Raw genomic sequence first — 19579 nt, 5'->3', positions numbered from 1 at the left:
TTACTTTCCGTCGCCCTCCAGTACGTGACGGCGGAGTCGAACGGCCGCGTCAGGTACGGCGTCAAAGCCGCCTGACGGCTTGGGTGCGACCGGCTGCGCACCCCTGCCGTAATCCCCGAAGGGCGGCTTCAGTAGATCATGCTTCCAGTGCCACGCGGCGCCGCCCCCCTTGTTCAAACGAGAGCGCCCCACGAAGAGTTCTCTCACGCCAAGCTCCTTCTGAACTGCGTGCGCGAGAACCAGTGTCGTAAGGCCGTCGGCGCTTTCATCAAGAGCTAGCAGGGTCGCCGCCATGACGTCCTGGAAGAGGTGGGCTTCATCCTCGTCCACGGGAAGCATCGGCTGATCCGCAGGGCCCGGAAGGTGTTGGGCCGCGACGCGCCGCTTGGTGGGACTCTTCTGGGACCACGGGATTGCGTTGCTCTCGCCGAAGGGGAAAGCCGCCTGGAGCCACCTCCAGTCGCGGAAGCGCCAGCCGGGAGAACCATTCAGGTTGGCTCGCCGAACCGCACCCGGAAGAATTCGGGGCATTCGCTCGAACTCTCCCGGAAGGAGGCCTGCTGCGACCGTATCCAGACCTGACAGCGCGTCGGCCGGCGAGCTGACGGCGTACTTGCCGCACGAGAAGACTCGATCCTGGCGGTCACGCAGAAACCCGTGGGCGGTGTATCCCACCCAACCTTGATCGTGCCCGGCGTCCGGGTCGTAGTCGCGCATGGTGCGCGCGTACGCAGACTCCGCTGCCCAGCTCATCGCTGCTAATACGCCAGCCTCTTCAAGGTCTTCCAGCGCATCCTGCTGCTCACTCATGAGGCAACCCTACACGACTCCAGTATCTAGCGCGGAAAAATGAACCGCTGACGCCGTGTTGTGTCGCCAGGTGAATCGATCATATGTTCTAAGTGATGGCCTGGCCAGAGGCGTCGAGACCAGAGTTTGGGGTAAGTCGGCTGTACCGCAGGGCGGTTGCGAGGCGGTGTCGACGCTTTCACCAGAGGGCTGGGGGCGGGGGTCTGCCGTGAGCTAGGAATGTCCTCATGAGTGCTGGTGAGATCGTTGACATTGATGACCCCGGCGGCTGGCCGGAAGACGTGAGGGAGTTCGTCGCTTCGCTTGCGGGCACAGTGCCTGCTCGCGTCCGCGACGGGGGCGACCTTCCTTACGAAGTGGACCTTGCCACGCGGGATGCGGAGCTTCGGACGTTGCTCGCTGGTCGCTGGCTGCGATCGTTCCATGCCACACGGCTGCTGGCGCACGAAGTGGAAGGCGTACGAGCTTCGGGGCTTCGACGTTTGACGGAGGCTCTCGTTGAAGGCCGCCAGGACGAGGCTCTGCGGCATGGTGCGATCACCCCGGAGGAGCATGCCGCGCTCCGCAACTCGAGCGTGTTCAAGTGGGGCAAGCGGGTGGGGCTGAGAACAGGCAAGGTCTGTCTCGTCGCCAACGCCCAGCCGCTGCACGAGATGGCTGGCAACTTCGCCCCGCTGCTGAAGAACTGGGGTGGAGAGGCGCAGTACATGACTAACGCCTGGGAACAGCTTGATTGTGAGCGAGTGAAGAAGTTGGGCACGCCATCGCTAGTTGTCGCCTGGCTTGACGTTGCTGATCCAGGGGTGGCAGTCGGTGTCGGCCATGAGCTGATCTATGCCTTCGTTGCCAGCCACCTTGGCATGGCCAACGTCCGCTCCAGGATTGACTTCGAATCTGACATCCCGAGTGGCTGCATCGAAGGCGTGTGGCAGCCGGGTAGCTGCGGATACGACCAGTTCACGGGACTTCCTCGCAGTTAGGCGGGTGCACGACGCCGTAGCCAGGGGCCGCTGTTCCCGACTACGTGCGGGTCCAGCCGTTGGCGAAGTCGCATTGGAGGTCCGTCCAGCGGCGACGCTCGGCGGGGGTGTAGGCGGGGTGGTCGCGGAGGTGGGCCAGGGCATTGACCCACTGCTCCCAGAGACCCTCAGGCTGGGTGAAGCGGTCCGCATGGTGGGTGCCGAGGCGGGCGTCGAGGCGGAGGAGGGCGCCAAGGGCGGCGGGTTGGTCGTAGCGGAGGTCGGTGCGGGGGAGGTAGTGGTCGAGGTAGGCGGTGAGGATCTCGGCGTCCGCGTGAGTGCCGAAGCGGGCCAGGGCGAAGCAGTAGGCGCTGCCGGAGAAGCAGAACTCGCTGGCCAGGAGCAGGTCGCCGATGCGTTCGCGGAACGTGGCGCGTCGGCCTACGCCGATCAGCCAGGCGGCGGTGAGGCGTGAGCGCCACTCATAGCCGAGGAGGGCTTCCAGCTCGGCATCGGTGATCGTGGCCGAGTCGTCGATGAGGTGATGGGCGAAACGCTCGGCGTGAGCCCACTCGGGCCGCAGGAATCGACCGCTTTTCAGGACGAGGTAGCGTGCGTGGCCTGACTCCTTCCTCGCGGCGTAGCGCTCGATCACGTAGCCGTAGCCGATCTCCTTGGGGTGCTGGGACGGCATCGGTCACCTCTCCGGGTACAGGTCAGTACGGTCGATCCAGGCGGGGGCGACGAAGACGTTGTCGCCGACGGGGGCTTCGGAGGCTTCCAGCAGGGACCAGGTGCGGGATTCTTCGACCAGGTGCTCCCAGGGCGAAGTCCAGTCGAGTTCCCAGTCCAGGCGGGCGCCGGAGACGCTGTACGTGCGGCCGGCATCCACCCGCCAGAACTGGGAGTAGAGGATCACCTGGGCGTGGTCGGTCAGGTCGTTGATGATCTCGGCGAAGTGGGCCGAGGGCCAGCCGGGGGCGTCATCCGCAGTGGTGGTGCGTAGGCGCGCGGTGAGCGGCGGGACGACAGGGGCGCGGGCGCCGAGTTCGGTCAGGGCCCAGCGGATGCCGTCAGGCTCGGTCCAGTCCGGTGGGGTCTGCCGTTCCAGGCAGGCTAGGTAGGCGCGGCGTAGCGGATCTACCGCGCTGTCGATCTCCAGGCTCGCCAGGGCTATGGCCGCCCATTCACGGACCGTCGGGTTGTCGCTGCCCAGCAGGCCGATGAGTGCGGGGCCGCAGCGGGGGTCGGCGACCTCCTCGAAGACCTCGATGGCGGTCAGTTGTCCGAAGCCCCCGAGGGAGGGGAGGGCGTCGAGGATGGCGGGGGTGGCCGCGGATCCGATGTCGATCAGTTCCGCGCGGGCGTCGTAGGACTCGCCGGACTCACCGTCGAGCTGCTGGACGAGTTTCTCGATGTGGGTGGTCATGACGCCACGTGGTCTCGGCGCCAGAAGGTGGGGAGCCACCAGCAGAGCACCGAGCGGTCGTCGGGCCACGGGGTGCGTTCGTCCGCGTCCCAGTCCTCGAAGGAGTCGCGCGTCGGGTCGATGGGGCGCCAGGCGGAGTCGAGCGGCTCGTTCGCGGCCGGCGGGCGGACGTACTGGCGGCCGTGCTGGTCGCAGGCGCCGAAGTCCTGGTAGTTCCGCTGGGCCTCGATCAGGGAGACCTTGTTCGCGCCGCCGTCCATGGTCGGCCAGCGGAACTGGACCCCGTCGTCCTCCCAGAAGCAGACGGGGCAGATCTCGAAGGAGCCGGGCATGGCGTCGAGCACGCGGTGCCCGCAGCAGGGACAGGGGTAGCGGTCGCTCACCTGCGCAGTCTCGTTGCAGGTCCGGCCGGTGCGCCATGGATTTCTCGGCCTCTGCACGCCCGGCCAGTCCGCAGCCAGTCCGCAGGACACTCGTAAATGGCTGTCGGAAGCCAACGCACGCCAACGAGGAAATTGCAGGTCAGAGCCCTGGAGGAGGCTCCGCCGCAGGTCAGGATCTGGCCACAGACATTCCGCTTCAACGTGTGATCGCATCCCTAAAGCGGCCTGACCTGCGAGAACGTGGGTCAGGCCGTTGTGCTGTCCGCAACGGTCCGCAGAACGGTTTGAACCGGGGAGACCTCCTCGACGATCATTCGACTCTAGGCGCAATCTCGCGCAGACGTTGCTGTATTCGTGCGTGAGCTTGATCGTTCACGTCTGCAGTGGGGAGGGCGTCATGAGCGGGCTTGCGCCTGAATTGGAGTTCATCGCGGAGGGCATGATCCGCGGATCCATGGGGCTGATCGAGTCGATGCGTGGGGCTCGGGATACCGCCATCGCGCTGGGCCACGAGCTGGCGCGGCAGCATGGGATGGCCGGAGATGACGATGCGGGCCGCTCGTTCGCGAAGGTCTACGTGCCCGCGGCGTCCACGGCGCTGGACAAGATGGGTTCAGCTCTTACATCTTCGGGGCCACGAGTCGTGGTCTGATGCGCAATGCCCGTGAATTCATGGCCGCGGAGAGCCGGCAGGTGTCGGCGTTCCTGGGCAAGCAGGTCGACCTCGCCGTGGGCATGGGTGACCCGGGTGCCGACTGCACGGAGACCTATCTCGGCCTCGGGCAGGGGCTCCCCGAAGTGGTGGGCGAAACTGCTTGGTACGACCAGTACGCGCCGGCGGGGCGTAGTGACCGGTTCCGGGGCTCACCGGAGAAGATCCGCGACGTCGCCAAGTCCTGGCAGCACGCGGGCTCCCTCCTGCAGCGCTTCCTGGAAGACGCCCAGAACCTATGCATCGACTGCCGGCAAAGCGCACTCCGGGGAGGCGGCAGATGCCTTCCAGTCGTACTTCAAGCACTCTGTCGGTCTTACCTGCCCGCCGGCAAGGGCGCAGCAAGACGAACCCCTGGTGACGAACCTGGTCGCCGCCTGCTCCCAGCTGGCAAAGGCATGCCATCGGTACGCCGATCACGTGGAAGCCGCCAAGGCGAGGATCCGGGAACACAAGAGCGACCTGTTCGAAGTGGACATGCCCTGGGACACTCCCATGTTCGGAGCCAACGGCTAGGAGCAGCAGCAATTTCGCACGTGGATGAACTCGCTCACGCCTGGCGGCTTCGCCGGCGGCGGAGGCCCGAGCGATCCGGACAACGCGTACCAGCTGCGCACTTCCGGGTACCCGGAGCGGAAGGTGCCACTGGCCGGCAAGAACCGTGGACTAATGGTGGACGGCATACGGCCCGTTGACGGGTACCTCGTCGAGGCGAAGCACGTTCGCGATCCCGACTGCAAGAAGAAGAGCTTCCGATCGCTTGACCGCTTGGAAGAGACTTCGACCAAACCGGTCAAGGTGGACTCGCAGGGAAAGATCGCTTGGGATCCCGTCATCGACTCCATGTACGCCGGTGACGAGAAGGAGCTCGTTCGGTACAAGCAAGCCATGGAGAACCCCGCGAACAGCGAGATACGGGGACTGGAGATCGTCACGAACGGCAAGGACAACGCTGCCTACTGGCAGTCCATGATGGCGATGTCGGGTACGCCGGGCTCGACGCGATACGTGCCGTGAGACAGAGGAAGACCGTGCCCACTGAACGGAATATCCGCACCAATTTCGCCTTCTACCCGCCCCAGGGTGACGGCGGAGCATGGCGTGCCACTGCCGAGTCCCTGGAGAGGGCTCTGAGGGAGGCATTCCCCGAGCCCACCGTGGAGTATCGGGTCTCAGGGATCCACAGCGTCCCCGTACTCGACTTCGAGATCGAGCTGGCGCCGGACGTGTGGATCGATGGGACGGCGTCAATGCCGAAGCCCGACTATGCCTACATCACCCTGACCGACGTGACCGCCGGTGAGGCCGCTGTCTTCGCCCGGTGGCTCCGGGACTCCTTCGCTCCCGCACCGCACCTCGTCTGGTTCGCGAGCAGCCTCGCCGTGGCGAACGGCGAGCAGGACCCGTGGCCACTGCCGGCCGAGGGCGGAGACGAAGACATCACTGCGGAGCTCCGCAGGCACCTCGACTCCATCGAGGGCCTGTAGGCCAGTACGCAGCGAGTCCGCAGGAGACCCGTACATGGCCGTCGAGAGCCAACGCATGCCAACGGGGAAATCCCAGGTCAGGGCCCTGCGTGGGACTCCGCCGCAGGTCAGGATCGGGCCGCAGACATTCCGCTTCACCGTGTAATACGTTCGACGAAGGCCGTCCGACCTGCGACGGAGCGGGTTGGGTGGCCTTGCGGTCCACGCAGGGTCCGCAGCGTGCTGGGCGGGTCCGCCGCGTGGGGGGAGCGGTTGCACCGCTGATCGCCGTTGTGGGCCGCCGTTCGCTGTGGTGCCGACGAGCAGAGCCGATGAGACGAGTGGTGTCGGTGCGGCCGGGGCCGCGCCCGGCCATCACGGCCCGGCGCGGCCCTTCGGCCCGATCAAGATGCCGGTAGGAGGTAGCTCAGGATCAGCATTCCGAGGCCGCTGACGCCGAGGAAGGCGCCACCGCCGCTACCTATCGCCGCGAGCTTCGTCGCCCCGAGAGCGAGGAGCACGTTCCCGCAGATCAGGGCGGCAAGGGAGGCGAGCAGCAGAACGACGGCCACGCAGAGAATCTTGACGGTCAAGGAGTCCGTTTCCCTTCCATAGGAAGGGGTGGCCAGTCCGATGCCATCGAGGCAGCCGAGCCCGACCACCCCTGTTGGCATGACAACAGCAGTGATCAACTCGGGTGCGGCCGACTCGCACCCGATTGACGATGGCTGCCTGCTGTCGTTGCTCCGCACGGATGTGTACGGCTGCCTCGGACCCACAGGGAAACGCTTGCCCAACTCTCCGTTTGTCGGCGGAGAACCGATGCGAGAGTAGCACGGCCGCTCTCAAGAAGCGGGGGTAATTTCCGCGTGCGGAGGGGGTGTTGGGCTTCCCGCGTCAGGGGTTCCCCGACGGCGCCGCCAGGGGGCCTACTGAAGTAGGCCTCGGCGAGGGGCGAGTCAGCCGGCCGAACGGATGCCCGCGAGTTGTTCCGCGTGCGCCTTGGCGACCGCGGCCCGGGTTCGCACCTCGGAATCGGGCCACGGTGGGTGTAGATGTTCGGCGTCATGGCCGCATCGGTGTGGCCGAGGCGCTCGGAGGCGGTCTTCACCGACTCGCCGTGCTTGGTCGTCTGCCGGATCTGCTGCTCGACCGAGACGGTCGCGTGCAGCAGGTCCACGTGCCGGAGCTGGAGGCCGAAGAGCTCGCCGGGGCGGAGCCCTGTAGAAGCGCCCAGCGGGAGTTGTCCGAAGCTCCCGAGGGACGGGAGGGCGTCGAGGATGGCGGGGGTGGCGGCGGATCCGATGTGGATCAGTTCCGCGTGGGCGTGTAGGAGTCGCCGTCGAGCTGCTGGACGAGTCTCTCGATGCGACGTCCTCCTGGTTGGTTCACCCTGCGCGAGAGGCGTGGGCAGTGGTACGTTATCAGGTACCACTTGAGGGGAGAGGTCAGACCATGTCCATCACCGCGAGCGAAGCCCGCAAGGCGCTCTTTCCGCTGATCAAGAAGGTCAACGAGAACCACGAGGCCATCGAGATCGTCTCGAAGCACGGCAACGCTGTACTCGTCTCGGCTGAGGACTACGCGGCGCTGCGCGAGGGCTCGTACCTGCTGCGCTCTCCGGCGAACGCCCGCCGGCTGCTCAAGGCGTATGAGAACGCCCTGGCCCACATCGACGTGTCGGAGCGCGAGCTGATCGATCCGGACTCGGCGGACGCGGGTGCGGGTGCCGCGTGAGGCTTGTCTTCGAGGATCAGGGCTGGGAGGACTACACCTCCTGGCTCAAGAACGACCGCAAGATGCTCGCCCGGATCAACAAGCTCATCGAGGACGTCAGGCGTGATCCGTTCTCAGGGATCGGCAAGCCCGAACCATTGAAGTTCCACCTGCCTGGCGCGTGGTCGCGGCGGATCGACGACGAGCACCGCCTCGTCTACTTGGTGACGGACGAGGAGATCGTCATCCTCGCGGCTCGATACCACTACTGACCACTCAGGCGGTGCTGGGTGCTGCTCCCGTGCTGCGATGGTGCTGGGAGAGACCGCTCCGAGATGACGGAAGGGGTCGGATTCCGTGGAGTCCGACCCCTTCCGCGTTCCGCTGCTGACCTTTCGGTCACCCCTCGGGGCCGCGATCCCCCGGACGACCGAAGGGCGCGGGCCGGGGGATCCCCTAGCCTGGGCGGCCTCGGGTGCGAAGGGTGGAGGGCGGACGGGTGGACGTGGGGTCGGACGCGCGGTGGCAGTGGCCGGGGCGGAGTCTGCTCGGGGTGCTGTCCGCTCCCGCGCGGACGGAATTACTCGGGCTCGGGCCGGAGCTGACGCTGGACTCCGGTGGTGTGCTGCTCACCGAGGGCGCCACCGATCGGCATCTGTACGTGATCCTCAGCGGCTTCGCCAAGGTCACCGCGACCGTCGAGAACGGGCAGGAGTCGCTGCTCGCCGTTCGGGTCGGCGGAGACAGCGTGGGCGAGATGGCCGCGCTCGACGGGGCGCCGCGGTCGGCCGGTGTGGTGGCCTGCGGACCGCTACGGGCGCGCGTCATCGGACCCGGGGCCCTGCACGGGCTCATGGTGCGGCGGCCCGAGGTGGCGATGGCGCTGACCCGGATCGTCGCCGACCGGCTGCGCTGGGCCAACCGGCGGCGGCTCGAGTTCCGTGGTTATCCGGTCAAGGTGCGCCTCGCGCGGCTCCTGGTGGAGCTCGCCATGGCCTACGGGCGTCCCGAGGCGGGCGGGGGTCATGTGATCGGCTTCCAACTCACCCAGCCCGAACTCGCCGCGCTCACCGGCGCCGCGGAGACCACCGTGCACAAGGGGTTGCGCGAGCTGCGGGACGAGGGGCTGCTGGGCACCGGCTACCGCACCACCACCGTGCACGACCTCGCCCGGCTCGCCCGGGTCGCCGAACTCGCCGAGCCCGTGGTGCCGCCCGCCCCGCGCCGGCCCCGGGGATCAGCCGAGCAGCGGCCGTAGCAGCAGGCAGAGACCGGCGGTGGCCCCCATCACCGCGGTGCACACCACGGCGGCCGTCACGCAGCGGTACTTGCGCAGGGCCACGTCGGAGAGGAAACGGACCACCGCGGCCAACTGCCGCTCGTCCTCGGCGGTGGCCGCGCCCGCGGTGATGCCGGTGGCCGACGGTGACGGATCCGAGGCGGCGGCGAGCCGGACGAAGCTGTAGCCGTTGGTGCCGGTCGGCCGCCACACGCGCGGCCGGAGCGCCAGCGCGAGCGAGGCCGCGCCGCCGAAGAGGCCGCAGGCGAAGAGGGTCAGCAGTACCCCCGCCAGAACGCCGAGCGGGCCGCCGCGCCGCCAGCCGTCGAACGCCGCCTCGCTCCACGTGCCCGCCGTCCCCACGAGCGCCGCCTGCACGGCGGAGAGGATGCCGGCCTTGGCGTCGGCGTGCTGATGCGTCGTCTGCAGGACGGTCAGCATCGTGCGCGAGGTGGGCCCGGGCCCACCCCCGGCCGGCGTGGGCGCCGCCATGGGCGCGGCGGGCGGGGTGGTCGTCACGGTACCTCCAACAGGGCTCGTCCGAACTTCCATTGAGCCGCGGGCCCGCCGGGCGGACCAGGCACTTCTACGGGATCGGCCGACTTCGCGAGAACCCGTATTTCCACGGGGTGCGGGTGGCCGGATCCGGTGTACGACTGGCAGGGCGACCGGCGCTCCACGGTGGTCAACGGTCCGGGAGCGGCATGCCGCATCGCTTTGCACCTCGTAACTCTGCTGATTCGCGAGTGAGTTGGAGGTGCGGCATGCTGTGCCTCCCGATGGCACGGACGAGGAGGACGGGATGTCCGTAGGTGCGATGGGCGTGTTCGACAGGCGGCTGCTGCTCGCCGTCGACGCGCGTGGTTACGGCAGCGCGGACACCGCGCGACAGCGCGATATCCAGACAGTGTTGCCCCGGCTGCTCGCCGACGCCGCGGAGGCGGCCGGGCTCGACCGGGCCTCGTGGATGCGGCAGGTCGCCGGGGACTCCGAGTTCGCCGTACTCCCGGCCGGTTCCGGCGAGCAGGCGCTGGTCGAGCCGTTCATGCGCCGACTGGACGCCGGGCTACGGGCGTACAACCGCGACCGGGTACCCGCCGCGCGGCTCGCGCTGCGCGCCGCCGTGCACTTCGGTCCGGCCTCCGAGGGCCCCAACGGGTTCGTGGGCCCCGGCCCCGTCGAGGTCTCCCGCATCCTGGAGAGCGACCCCCTGCGCCGGGCCCTCGCCGCGGCCCCGGAGGCCGCGCTCGCCGTCGCGTTGACCGCGCCGATCTTCACGGAACTCGTCGCCCAGGGGTACACCAACTTCCGGCCGGAGGAGTTCCGCGAGGTCGTCGTCGAGAAGAAGGAGTACCGGGGTCGGGCCTGGTTGTGGGTGTCGGGGTACGACGTCCACACACTCGACCTCAGCGATTCCGCTTCCGATTCCGTATCCGGTTCCGCATCTGGTTCCGAAGTCGATTCGATCTCTGAGCACACCCCCGGTGGCAGGTCCGACACCCCCTCTGCTCCAGGATCTGCCTCGAACTCCGGTTCAGATTCCGATTCAGGTTCCGGTTCGGCGTCGGGCGGCGCGGGTGGGGGCGACTCCGTCACCAACAATCTGCACGGAACCGTCTTCAACGGGAACGTCGTCTTCGGCATCTCCAAGTGAGTTGAACGGACGGGGAGACGGGGTGCACACGTGAGATCCACGGATCGGCCCACGGAGGATCACGCAAGTGGTGGGGAAGGGAACGGCGTGTCCGGCGAACCCCGGCAGTCAGGCGAGGAGGCGAACGGCATCGCCGGTCCCCGTCCCGCCCCCGAGCCGCCCACGACCGCGGACCCGACTCCCTCCCCGGACCCGTCGACACCCACGCCCCCGTCACCCTCACGAGTGAATTCCGGAGCGAATTCCGGAGCGAATCCCGGGGCCGAGGCCGGCGCCGATTCCACCGACGGCGACTACCGCGTCTACAACAACTTCTACGGCCCGCAGTACCACGGCCGCGCCCACTTCGGCATCGCCACCGCCGAGCGGCCCGGGCGGGCCCGCGCCACCGGCCTCCTCGACGGCGACGAGATCGACACGCTGCTGCGCTCCTACATCCGCCCCGACTGCTTCGACGACGCGGCCCGTGAACTGACCCGTACCGGCATCGTCGTCCTGACCGGCCCCCAGGGCACGGGCAAGCGCTCCGGCGCGGTCGCCCTGCTCCGGGAGACGGTGGGACCCTCCGCCGACTACGTGGTGCTCTCGCCCGACATCGGCCTCGACCAGCTCGCGGAGCGCACCTTCGACGAGGGCGTGGGCTACGTCGTCCTCGACCGCACCGGAACCGCAGGCACCGCGGGAGGCGCCGGAGGCACAGGGTCCGCCGGGGCCGCCGGGGCCGCCGCGGACGCCGCCGGTCCGTCCTCCGACTTCGACTGGCGCCGCGTACGCGACCAGCTGCGCCGCCACCGCGCCCACCTGGTGATCACCACCGTGCACGGCGTGGTCGGGCGCGCGCCCGAGGCCGTACGCCATCTGCCGTGGCGGCCCCCGGTCCTGGACAAGGTGGTCCGGGCCCGGCTGGTCCAGGCCCGCCTGCCGCGGGAGATCGTCGACCGGGCCGTCTCCGGCATCCCGCCCCGCTGCCCCATCGCCGTCGTCGCCGAGGCGGCGCAGCGGATCGCGGCGGGCGCCGACCCCGACCAGGCGTGGAAGGAGCACAGCGGCAGGGCGCCGCAGGCGGTCCAGGAGTGGTTCGGTGCCGAGGAGGAGCGGAGCCTGCGCGAGATCGCCGAGGTCACCACCCTCGCGTTCGCCCCCGGCATCGGACGGCGCGCCTTCGAGTCGCTGCAGGACCTCCTCGAACGGCTCCTCCAACCCGTCTACTTCACGCCCGAGGCCGATCCCGCCGACGGCGCCGCGGCCCTCGACGCCACGGGGCAGGCCGGCGCCGCCCCCGACGGCCAGGACCCGCGGCAGCGCCGCCGCGCCCGCCCGGTGGACCGGCGCCGCTCGCTCTCCCGCAACGCCCTGATCACCACCGAGATGCAGGTCTACGGAGCGACCACCCGCGAGGTCATGGTCTTCGCCGACGCCGAGCTGCGCCGGTGGGTGCTGCAGGCACTGTGGCGCGATCACCCCACCGAGTACTGGGACGCGGTCCGGCACTGGCTGGACGCGCTCGTCGACGCCGACCCCGACCCGGCCCTCCAGCTCTCCATCGCCTCCGGCCTCACCCTGCTCGGGCACATCGCCTTCGACGAGGTCGTGCAGAGCTACCTCGACCCGTGGGCGCGCGGGGAGAGCGGCGAGACCGGGCAGACCCTCGCGGTGTACGTGCTCTGGTACATGTGCCTGGAGGAGACCCAGGCGGCCGCCGCGCTCACGCTGGCCCGCACCTGGGCCCAGTCCCTCCACCCCACCCTGCGGGGCACCGCGCTGATCGCCTTCAGCGGCCAACTCGGCGTCACCTTCCCCACCGACGCGGTGAAATGGCTCTGGGCGGTGCTGCGCAGCGGCGCCCTGGAGAAGCGGGCCGAACGCGAACACGGTCTGCGGGCCTGGGCGCAGCTGTTCCTGACGCTCGTCGACTGCCAGGAGGACGCCGGCATCGTCCTCGACGCCCTGGCGTTCCGGATCCGGAAGGAACGGCGCACCCGGTCCGCCGCCTACTCGGCGACCGGCCTGCTGGTCCTCGAAACCACCCACTGGGTCTTCACCGCCACCGAGCGGCTCTCGGGCCGCCCCGCCGTCGCGCGCCACCTCGCCGACCGGCCCGAAGACACCGACATCGTCGCCGAGTTGTGGGCGGCGATCCTCTGCTACCGGCCGCTGCGCCGCAACGCCCTGTCCGCCCTCCTCGTCGCGGCCCGTGGCCTGCCCGCCGTGACCTCCGACCCCACCGCTGCGGCCGCGCGACTCGGTCACGCCCTCGCCGCCGCGCTTCCGCAGGTCGAGCACCCCTTGCTGAAAAGCGAGTTGGGCCGACTCGCGGTCTCCCGTCCCACTCGCGCCACGGGTCCCGACTGTGTCGCGACCCTGCTCGGCGCCTTGAACAGTGCGAAGGACACCCACCCACGATGACCACGATCCGCAAGAGCTATCCCTTGGTCGAGGAGCGCGTGCTGGCCCCCGCGCCCCGCACCGGTCGCCGCTTCTGGAACCAGCCGACCCGCTCGTACGACGAGCTGCCCCGCGTCGCCGCCCACGAGGTCCTCGTGTACCGCACCGGCGACCAGTACCTCACCGACCACGGCGTCCGCGGGCCCGGCGACGAGACCGTCCTGAACGCCGGCTCGGTCACCGTCGTCAACTGCGGTACCGCCGTGCCCGTCACCGTCAGCACCGAGGTGCCGTCCGCCGAGACCGACGGCTTCACCCTCCAGGTCGCCTTCCACTGCACCGTCACCGATCCCGTGGCCGTCGTCCGTGAGGGCGTCGTCGATGTGGAGTCGCGGCTGCTCGGCTATCTCCGGTCGCTGCCCGGGCTCACCGACGTCACCCAGGAATGGCCGCTGGAGGACGGAAAGGAGGTGTCCCGACGGCTGACCGCGCGCCTGATCTCCTACCTGGAGATGGAACCGCCGCGGATCACCGGGCTCTCCGTCGGCGACCCCTACCTGACGGTCCTCACCCCGCAGGAGTTCGCCGACCAGCGGCGCCGTGCCGACGAGGAGCGGCGCGAACGCGAGCACGACCGCGTGAAGGAGGCCGTGCGTCGCGAGCGCGAGCAGATGGAGCACGAGCGCGAGAAGGAACGCAAGGCGATGCAGGCCGAGCGCACGTCGCTCGAAATGCGGCACCAGCAGGAGTTGGACGACCTCCGGCGCTCGTACACCCGGCGGACCGACGCCGAGGACCAGCACTACACCCACAACCTCAAGCGCAAGGACTACGAGTTCGAGCGGGTCGAGGCGCTCAAGGACCTGGAGGACTTCGGCACCGACCCGGCCAACACCGACATCCTCGCCCAGCGCCGGGGCGAGATCGGCTACTCCGAGCTGGCCGAACGCCAGCGTGAGAGCGACCGGCTGCGGCGCGAGCGGCAGCGCGAGGACGAGGAGCGCCACTGGGAGAACGCCGAACGGCGGCGCCAGGCCGAGCGGGAGGACCTGCGCTACAGCCTGGAGCGCGAGGACCGGCATCGCGAGGTCGACCGCCAGGACCAGCGCGCCGCGCTCGACGCCGCCCGAGAGGAGCAGCGCGAGCAGCGGGCCGCGGATCGCGACGACCGGCTGCGGCAGCGCGGGGAGCAGCGCGAGGACGCGCTGGCCGACCGGGCCGAGCGGCGGCACCGGGCCGACCGGCGCGACAGCATCAACCAGGAGCTGGGCCGCCAGATGATCAACCGTGGCCTCCTCGACAACGCGCCGATCGACGCCCGTGCCTTCGTGGAGCGCCTCAGCACCGGGCAGAGCCTGCTCGACCAGGACCCGTCCGCCGCCGCGCAGGTGGCCGGCGCCGCCGACACTCCGCAGCTGAAGGAGGGCGACGGCGCCGCGTCCCGGGACCGTGCCGACGGGCGCCGGCGCCGTTCGTACGACGCGGAGGCCCCGTACGGGAAGGACGGGTACGGGCGGGAGTACGACCCGGGCGACGGCCGACGTGACGACCCCTACGGGAACGACCGGTACGGGAACGACCGGTACGCGAACGACCGGTACGGCGAGGGCGGCAGGGCTACCGATCGGGCCGGCCGAGACGCCGGCGCCGACCGGGACCGCGACGGCGCGGGCGACGACGACGGAGCCGGTTCCGCGCGCCGTCCCCTGATCGCCGACGACGACCTCGGTGAAGCGGGGAGGGAGGAGCGTGGCCGCTGACACCCCCGTCCGCCCGCCCGAGGAGGAGTACGAAGCCTGGGCGGCCGACACACGTACCGCCCACCGCTCGTACCGCCCCTGGGGCGGCTGCGGCCCCGCCGTGTTCCTGCGCCGGCTGATCGGCGTCCGCGAGGAGATCCTCGACCGCGAGCGCGCCGAGCGCGCCCGCTACACGTGGTACGGGGCCATCGTCCTCAACACGGCGCTGCTCGCCGGTGCCTCCATGGCCATGGCGATCTCCACGATCCGCGAGGGCACGCCGGGGGCGGTGGCGATCCTCGTCGGCGTGGTGTGGGCGTGGATCGTGCTGGCCCTGGACAGCTGGCTGGTGTCCAGCACCCACGGCTACACCGGCGGTCGGGCGGCACGCATGCTGGTGCCCCGGCTGTTCCTCTCCTTGGTCCTCGGCCTCACCATCGCCGAGCCCCTGACGCTCCAGGTCTTCGACCGGGAGATACGTCAGGAGATGGCGGTCGACCGGGAGCGCGACCTCGCCGACTTCCGGGGCGACCTCACCGCCTGCAATCCTCTCGACGGCCAGGACACGACCGGCCGCGGCGAGTGCGACGACTTCCACCTGACGGTGCCGGGCGCGCCGGCCTCGATCAAGGCGGACATCGCCGACAACACCGCAGCCACCGGCCGACTCGACGAGCAGATCAACGCCTACAACGGCACCCTCGGCCAGAAACTGGCGGACGAGCGCCGCGAGTGCGCCAAGGACCGCTGGATCCGGCGCGGCAACGGCTGGGACACCACCGAGACCTGTGAGCGCGCCCGCGCCGACACCAGCGCGTACAAGGCGACGAGCAAGATCGCCGAGTACGAGGCGAAGCGCGCCGAACTCGTCGCCAAGGGCAACGTCCTGTCCGAGGCGTTGATCGACACCGGCACCGCCTACCGCGTGGACGTCAAGAAGGCGATCGACGCCAAGGTCGCCGAGCGGCAGACGTCGCAGCAGCACGACGGGCTGATGATGCGCGCCGATGCCCTGTCCACGGTGGCCTGGTCCGACGGCTTCGCGCTCTTCATGATGTTCCTGCTGCACGCCGTGCTGCTGCTGGTCGACGCCATGCCGGTGCTCGCCAAGCTGATGAGCGGCCCGTCCGAGTACGACCGCCGGCTGGCCGAGCGGCGCGAGGCCAACAAGCGGACCCACCTGGAGGACCTGGAGGCGCAGCGCCGGGTCGACGCCATCGACCACGAGGTCCGGCGGTACGCGGCCGAGGTGTGGGCCGAGGAGGACAAGGCCCGGCTGGGGTACGACCACTACAAGGCGCGCACCGAGCACGCCCGCATGGTGCGCGAGGAGCTCGACGCCCGCACCGCCCGACTCCTGGGCGAATGACGCACGACGGTGACCGGTCGCCCCGCCCGCCCCGGCGGTCGCGGGGGACCGGTCATCGTCGCGTCGACGGGCCGGTCATGGGGCGAGCGTTGCGTCGGACCGGTGAACGCGCAGGTCAGCGGGGTATCGGCCCGGACGGGGTCCGGCCCGCGCGGCGTCGCCTTCGGGGCTGCGGTGGCAGTATGCGGGGGGACACGAAGAGAGGGGCCGGGGCCGGATGGGGCGCAGGGAGCGGGAGACGGTCGCCCGGGGTGAACGGCTGTACGAGGCCGCGCGGGCTGTGGTCGGTGACCACCGGCAGGCCGTCGACGCGGTGCGGGCGGCTCTGCGGCCGATCCACGACGAAGCGGCGGAGCAGGCACTGGAGGCCATCCCCGTGGCCCGGCTGAAGGAGGTCACCGAGGGCCGGCTGAGGCTCGGGGAGGTCGAGCGCAGCGGGCTGCGCTCGGTCGGGCAGGTGCTCGACGCCGGGTCCTACCGGCTGCGGCAGATCCCCGGTGTCGGGCAGCGGACCGCCGACCAGGTCGTCGCCGCGGCACGCCAGATCTCCGACGCCGTCCGGGAGGCCGTCGCCGTCCACATCGACGTGGACCGGCCGGAGCCCCGTACCACCGCGCTCGTCCTGGCGCTGCACGTACTGGTGGAGGCCGGCCCCGACGCGCAGCGCGCCCTGGACGCGGCCGTGGTGCTCGCGGAGCGCCTCGGTCCGCCGCTCGCCGAGGCCGGACCGGCAGCCGGTCGGCTGCGGATGCTGCTGGCGGGCCGGGCCAAGCGGGACCGGGCCCTCGGGGCCGTCGCCGAGGTCCGCGCCCTGACCGAGGAAGCGGCGCAGGGCGGGGTGCCTCAGCTGCTCGCACAGGCTTCGGTGGACCTGCTGCGCGGCCCGTCGACCGAGGTGGCGGCCTGGGTCGACTTCGAACTGCGGTCCGCCGAGTACTACAGCCTCCTCGCGGAGATCTCCGGCCGCGGCCCCGACGCGGCCGCCGCCGAAGGCTTCCTGCCCGACGAGGTCGCCGAGCGGGTCCGCCGCCAACAGCTCGACGACACCCACCGCAGGGTGTCGTTGCGCGGCTACCAGTCCTTCGGGGCGCGTTTCGCGCTGGCCCAGCGCAAGGTGATCCTCGGGGACGAGATGGGGCTCGGCAAGACCATCCAGGCCATCGCCGCCCTGTCCCACCTCGCCGCCGAAGGCCAGAGCCACTTCGTGGTCGTCTGCCCGGCCGGCGTCCTGATCAACTGGACGCGGGAGATCGAGGCCCGCAGCACGCTGCGCGTGATGTGCCTGCACGGCCCCGACCGGCAGGAGGCGTTCGCCGACTGGAAGGGCCGGGGCGGGGTCGCGGTCACCACCTTCGACGCCCTGCGCGGATTCCCCACGCCCGGCGGCGGCGAGATCGGGATGCTGGTCGTCGACGAGGCGCACTACGTGAAGAACCCGCTGACCCGGCGAGCCCAGGCCGTCACCGAATGGTCCGGACGCTGCGACCGCGTCCTGTTCATGACCGGGACGCCCATGGAGAACCGCGTGTGCGAGTTCCGCAGCCTCGTACAGATCCTCCGACCCGAGCTGGCCGCGGCCGTCGGGGACCGGGACGGCGTGGCCGGCTCCCCGGCCTTCCGGAAGGCCGTCGCCCCGGTCTACCTGCGCCGCAACCAGCAGGACGTGCTGACCGAACTGCCCGCGCTCCAGCACACGGACGAGTGGGAGGAGCTGAGCCCCTCCGACGAGGCCGCCTACCGCGAGGCCGTGCGCTCCGGCAACTTCATGGCGATGCGCCGGGCGGCGTACGCCCACCCCGAGAGGTCGGCGAAGCTGGACCGGCTGCGCGAGATCGTCGAGGACGCCGCCGAGAACGGGCTGAAGGTGGTGGTGTTCTCCGCCTTCCGGGACGTCCTGGCGGTGGTGAAGGACTCACTGGAGGCCGGCCCGGGACCCGGCCCGGGTCCCGGCGGGGGCCGGGTGTTCGGGCCCCTCTCGGGGAGCGTGCCGCCCGCCCGCCGTCAGCAGGTGGTGGACGCGTTCGCCGCCGCGCCCGGACACGCCGTGCTGGTGGCGCAGATCGAGGCGGCCGGCGTGGGGCTCAACATGCAGGCCGCCTCCGTCGTGATCATCTGCGAGCCCCAGGTCAAGCCGACCGTCGAGAACCAGGCGGTGGCACGGGCCCACCGGATGGGGCAGGTGCGTCCGGTCCGGGTGCACCGGCTGCTGGCCACCCGCGGGGTGGACGAGCGGATGGTGCGGATGCTGAAGAACAAGACCCGCCTCTTCGACGCGTACGCGCGGCGCAGCGCCGTCGCCGAGTCCACGCCGGACGCGGTCGACGTGTCGGACGTCGCGATGGCCCGCCGGATCGTCGAGGAGGAGCAGGCCCGCCTGGGAACGGCCTGCGGGCGGTCCTGATGGAGGCGGCGGAGGCGGGCGCGGCGTGCGGTGAGCGCCGGGAGCGGGGGCTCGGGCGGCGGTTCGGGAGGGTGTGGGCGGCGTACGCCGTCAGCGCTTTCGGCAGCTCGCTCGGCTTCGGCGCGTTCCCGTTGATGGCGATCCTCGTCCTGGACTCCGGACCGGCCCAGGTGGCGGCGCTGGCCGCGGCGGGGCGGGTGCTGGGGGCCGTGCTGGCGGTGCCGCTCGGGCCGTGGGTGGAGCCGCGCCGCAAGGGGCCGGTCATGGTGGGGGCGGACCTGACCCGGTTCGCCGCGCTGCTCAGCGTCCCCGTCGCGTTCGCGCTGGGGTGGCTCGGGTTCGCCCAGCTCCTGCTCGTGTCGGTCGTCGTCGCCGCGGCCGACATCGCCTTCAAGGCGGCCGCCGGCGCCTATCTGAAGACGCTCGTGCCGGCGGCGGACCTGCTCGTCGCGAACAGCCGGTTCGAGTCGACGACATGGACCGCGACCATGGTCGGGCCACCGCTCGGCGGGGCCCTGATCGGGATGTTCGGCCCGGTGGTGACCGTCGTCGCCGACGCGGTCAGCTACCTGCTCTCGGCGCTGGGCATCCGGTCCGTGGGCGGGACGGAACCGAGCCCCGAGCGGGCGGCCGGGCCGCCGCGGCTGCGCGCGGGCGACCTGCTCGAAGGGTGGCGCCACATCCTCGCCCACCCGGTGCTGCGCCCGCTGTTCCTCAACGCGATCGCCGTCAACGGCCTGATCATGGCCTCCGAGCCGCTGCTCGCCCTGCTCCTGCTGCGCGGTCTCGGGTTCGCGCCCTGGCAGTACGGTCTGGTCTTCGCGCTGCCCTGTGTCGGCGGCCTCGTCGGCTCACGCCTCGCACCCCGGCTCGTGGACCGGTACGGGCGGCACCGGGTGCTCCGCACCGCCGGAGCGCTGCGCGCGTGCTGGCCGCTCGGGCTGGCGTTCGTCCCGGCCGGCATCCCCGGGATGGCGCTCGTCATCACCGTCCAGTTCGGCCTGGTGGCCTGCTGCGGCCTGTTCAATCCGGTGCTCGCCACCTACCGGCTCACCCATGTCGCCTCCGACCGGCTCGCCCGTACCCAGGCCGCCTGGGCGATCAGCAGCAGCGTCACCATCGCGGCCCTGACCGCCGGGTGGGGCCTGCTGGCCGTCGTCACCGGTCCCCGCACCGCGATCGCGGCCGCCGGAGTCCTGCTCCTGGCCACCCCGCTGCTGCTGCCGCGCACAAGGCAACTGTCTTGTGACGCAAGGCAGTAGATGGCTATCTTGTAC

Annotated in this window: 21 protein-coding genes; 15 read left to right on the top strand and 6 right to left on the bottom strand. The window is 70.6% G+C overall.

The features are described 5' to 3' along the window. Positions 1–810: a hypothetical protein gene (locus ACGFYY_RS02560; protein ID WP_393706665.1), complete on the bottom strand. Its 810-nt coding sequence runs from the start codon at positions 808–810 to the stop codon at positions 1–3. Positions 811–1037: 227 nt separating this feature from the next. Between ACGFYY_RS02560 and ACGFYY_RS02555 the strand changes: the two genes are divergently transcribed. Continuing rightward, the gene (locus ACGFYY_RS02555) at positions 1038–1790 is read left to right on the top strand and encodes a hypothetical protein (protein ID WP_393706664.1); all 753 of its coding nucleotides are present in this window, start codon (positions 1038–1040) and stop codon (positions 1788–1790) included. A 40-nt stretch (positions 1791–1830) separates the two neighbouring features. Here the strand turns inward: ACGFYY_RS02555 and ACGFYY_RS02550 are convergent, their stop codons facing one another. From ACGFYY_RS02550 to ACGFYY_RS02540, 3 genes are read right to left on the bottom strand one after another with little or no spacing between them, the layout of a single operon-like run. After that, positions 1831–2463: a DUF6000 family protein gene (locus tag ACGFYY_RS02550; protein ID WP_393706663.1), complete on the bottom strand. Its 633-nt coding sequence runs from the start codon at positions 2461–2463 to the stop codon at positions 1831–1833. Between the two features lie 3 nt (positions 2464–2466). Then, complete coding sequence (locus ACGFYY_RS02545; protein WP_393706662.1) at positions 2467–3198, bottom strand: HEAT repeat domain-containing protein; 732 nt, start codon at positions 3196–3198, stop codon at positions 2467–2469. Then, the gene (locus tag ACGFYY_RS02540; RefSeq protein WP_393706661.1) at positions 3195–3581 is read right to left on the bottom strand and encodes a CPCC family cysteine-rich protein; all 387 of its coding nucleotides are present in this window, start codon (positions 3579–3581) and stop codon (positions 3195–3197) included. The genes ACGFYY_RS02545 and ACGFYY_RS02540 overlap by 4 nt, the downstream gene beginning before the upstream one ends. Positions 3582–3978: 397 nt before the next feature. Here ACGFYY_RS02540 and ACGFYY_RS02535 point away from each other — a divergent pair, with 397 nt between their 5' ends. The 4 genes from ACGFYY_RS02535 to ACGFYY_RS02520 all read left to right on the top strand — a co-directional run bounded on the left by ACGFYY_RS02535 (position 3979) and on the right by ACGFYY_RS02520 (position 5780). Further along, the gene (locus ACGFYY_RS02535) at positions 3979–4233 is read left to right on the top strand and encodes a hypothetical protein (protein ID WP_393706660.1); all 255 of its coding nucleotides are present in this window, start codon (positions 3979–3981) and stop codon (positions 4231–4233) included. Between the two features lie 417 nt (positions 4234–4650). After that, complete coding sequence (locus tag ACGFYY_RS02530; protein ID WP_393706659.1) at positions 4651–4809, top strand: hypothetical protein; 159 nt, start codon at positions 4651–4653, stop codon at positions 4807–4809. Positions 4810–4833: 24 nt separating this feature from the next. Beyond that, positions 4834–5310 carry a restriction endonuclease fold toxin-2 domain-containing protein gene (locus ACGFYY_RS02525; RefSeq protein ID WP_393706658.1) on the top strand — a complete coding sequence of 159 codons (477 nt, stop codon included), beginning with the start codon at positions 4834–4836 and terminating at the stop codon, positions 5308–5310. A gap of 14 nt (positions 5311–5324) precedes the next feature. Then, a complete protein-coding gene (locus tag ACGFYY_RS02520; RefSeq protein ID WP_393706657.1) occupies positions 5325–5780 on the top strand; it encodes a hypothetical protein in 456 nt (151 codons plus the stop codon). 383 nt (positions 5781–6163) lie between these two features. On the opposite strand, the gene ACGFYY_RS02515 is transcribed toward ACGFYY_RS02520, so the two are convergent. After that, entirely contained in the window at positions 6164–6352 is a 189-nt protein-coding gene (locus ACGFYY_RS02515; protein WP_365265324.1) for a hypothetical protein, read from the bottom strand. Positions 6353–6840: 488 nt separating this feature from the next. Here ACGFYY_RS02515 and ACGFYY_RS02510 point away from each other — a divergent pair, with 488 nt between their 5' ends. The 4 genes from ACGFYY_RS02510 (at position 6841) to ACGFYY_RS02495 (ending at position 8733) form a co-directional block, all read left to right on the top strand. Next, positions 6841–7092 carry a hypothetical protein gene (locus tag ACGFYY_RS02510; protein WP_393706656.1) on the top strand — a complete coding sequence of 84 codons (252 nt, stop codon included), beginning with the start codon at positions 6841–6843 and terminating at the stop codon, positions 7090–7092. Positions 7093–7214: 122 nt separating this feature from the next. Beyond that, on the top strand, positions 7215–7496 hold the full coding sequence (locus ACGFYY_RS02505) for a type II toxin-antitoxin system Phd/YefM family antitoxin (protein WP_393706655.1): 282 nt from the start codon (positions 7215–7217) through the stop codon (positions 7494–7496). Continuing rightward, on the top strand, positions 7493–7747 hold the full coding sequence (locus ACGFYY_RS02500; protein ID WP_393706654.1) for a Txe/YoeB family addiction module toxin: 255 nt from the start codon (positions 7493–7495) through the stop codon (positions 7745–7747). Before ACGFYY_RS02505 ends, ACGFYY_RS02500 begins: the two co-directional genes overlap by 4 nt. Before the next feature lie 227 nt (positions 7748–7974). Continuing rightward, entirely contained in the window at positions 7975–8733 is a 759-nt protein-coding gene (locus ACGFYY_RS02495; RefSeq protein WP_365265328.1) for a Crp/Fnr family transcriptional regulator, read from the top strand. On the opposite strand, the gene ACGFYY_RS02490 is transcribed toward ACGFYY_RS02495, so the two are convergent. After that, positions 8713–9273, bottom strand: coding sequence for a Pycsar system effector family protein (locus ACGFYY_RS02490; RefSeq protein WP_365265330.1), 561 nt, complete (start codon positions 9271–9273; stop codon positions 8713–8715). The two genes, ACGFYY_RS02495 and ACGFYY_RS02490, sit on opposite strands and share 21 nt — an antisense overlap. Before the next feature lie 283 nt (positions 9274–9556). Here ACGFYY_RS02490 and ACGFYY_RS02485 point away from each other — a divergent pair, with 283 nt between their 5' ends. The 6 genes from ACGFYY_RS02485 to ACGFYY_RS02460 all read left to right on the top strand — a co-directional run bounded on the left by ACGFYY_RS02485 (position 9557) and on the right by ACGFYY_RS02460 (position 19564). Then, complete coding sequence (locus tag ACGFYY_RS02485) at positions 9557–10408, top strand: hypothetical protein (protein ID WP_393706653.1); 852 nt, start codon at positions 9557–9559, stop codon at positions 10406–10408. A 225-nt stretch (positions 10409–10633) separates the two neighbouring features. Next, complete coding sequence (locus ACGFYY_RS02480; RefSeq protein ID WP_393706652.1) at positions 10634–12814, top strand: hypothetical protein; 2181 nt, start codon at positions 10634–10636, stop codon at positions 12812–12814. Beyond that, positions 12811–14553 carry a hypothetical protein gene (locus tag ACGFYY_RS02475; RefSeq protein ID WP_393706651.1) on the top strand — a complete coding sequence of 581 codons (1743 nt, stop codon included), beginning with the start codon at positions 12811–12813 and terminating at the stop codon, positions 14551–14553. The genes ACGFYY_RS02480 and ACGFYY_RS02475 overlap by 4 nt, the downstream gene beginning before the upstream one ends. Beyond that, positions 14543–15901, top strand: a complete 1359-nt coding sequence (locus ACGFYY_RS02470) for a DUF4407 domain-containing protein (protein ID WP_393706650.1) — start codon at positions 14543–14545, stop codon at positions 15899–15901. The genes ACGFYY_RS02475 and ACGFYY_RS02470 overlap by 11 nt, the downstream gene beginning before the upstream one ends. 217 nt (positions 15902–16118) lie before the next feature. After that, complete coding sequence (locus ACGFYY_RS02465; RefSeq protein ID WP_393706648.1) at positions 16119–18302, top strand: DEAD/DEAH box helicase; 2184 nt, start codon at positions 16119–16121, stop codon at positions 18300–18302. Further along, entirely contained in the window at positions 18302–19564 is a 1263-nt protein-coding gene (locus ACGFYY_RS02460) for an MFS transporter (RefSeq protein ID WP_393706647.1), read from the top strand. Before ACGFYY_RS02465 ends, ACGFYY_RS02460 begins: the two co-directional genes overlap by 1 nt. Positions 19565–19579 lie beyond the last annotated feature (15 nt).

This window comes from Streptomyces sp. NPDC048331, from assembly GCF_043201215.1.
Classification (GTDB): domain Bacteria; phylum Actinomycetota; class Actinomycetes; order Streptomycetales; family Streptomycetaceae; genus Streptomyces.
This window is presented reverse-complemented; position numbering and strand designations above follow the sequence as displayed.

Excerpts from the sequence above, each read along its gene's own strand:
- ACGFYY_RS02560 (WP_393706665.1), bottom strand. The coding sequence starts at position 810 with ATGAGTGAGCAGCAGGATGCGCTGGAAGACCTTGAAGAGGCTGGCGTA.
- ACGFYY_RS02525 (WP_393706658.1), top strand. The coding sequence starts at position 4,834 with ATGAACTCGCTCACGCCTGGCGGCTTCGCCGGCGGCGGAGGCCCGAGC.
- ACGFYY_RS02475 (WP_393706651.1), top strand. The coding sequence starts at position 12,811 with ATGACCACGATCCGCAAGAGCTATCCCTTGGTCGAGGAGCGCGTGCTG.
- ACGFYY_RS02555 (WP_393706664.1), top strand. The coding sequence starts at position 1,038 with ATGAGTGCTGGTGAGATCGTTGACATTGATGACCCCGGCGGCTGGCCG.
- ACGFYY_RS02535 (WP_393706660.1), top strand. The coding sequence starts at position 3,979 with ATGAGCGGGCTTGCGCCTGAATTGGAGTTCATCGCGGAGGGCATGATC.
- ACGFYY_RS02545 (WP_393706662.1), bottom strand. The coding sequence starts at position 3,198 with ATGACCACCCACATCGAGAAACTCGTCCAGCAGCTCGACGGTGAGTCC.
- ACGFYY_RS02550 (WP_393706663.1), bottom strand. The coding sequence starts at position 2,463 with ATGCCGTCCCAGCACCCCAAGGAGATCGGCTACGGCTACGTGATCGAG.
- ACGFYY_RS02465 (WP_393706648.1), top strand. The coding sequence starts at position 16,119 with ATGGGGCGCAGGGAGCGGGAGACGGTCGCCCGGGGTGAACGGCTGTAC.
- ACGFYY_RS02505 (WP_393706655.1), top strand. The coding sequence starts at position 7,215 with ATGTCCATCACCGCGAGCGAAGCCCGCAAGGCGCTCTTTCCGCTGATC.
- ACGFYY_RS02460 (WP_393706647.1), top strand. The coding sequence starts at position 18,302 with ATGGAGGCGGCGGAGGCGGGCGCGGCGTGCGGTGAGCGCCGGGAGCGG.
- ACGFYY_RS02485 (WP_393706653.1), top strand. The coding sequence starts at position 9,557 with ATGTCCGTAGGTGCGATGGGCGTGTTCGACAGGCGGCTGCTGCTCGCC.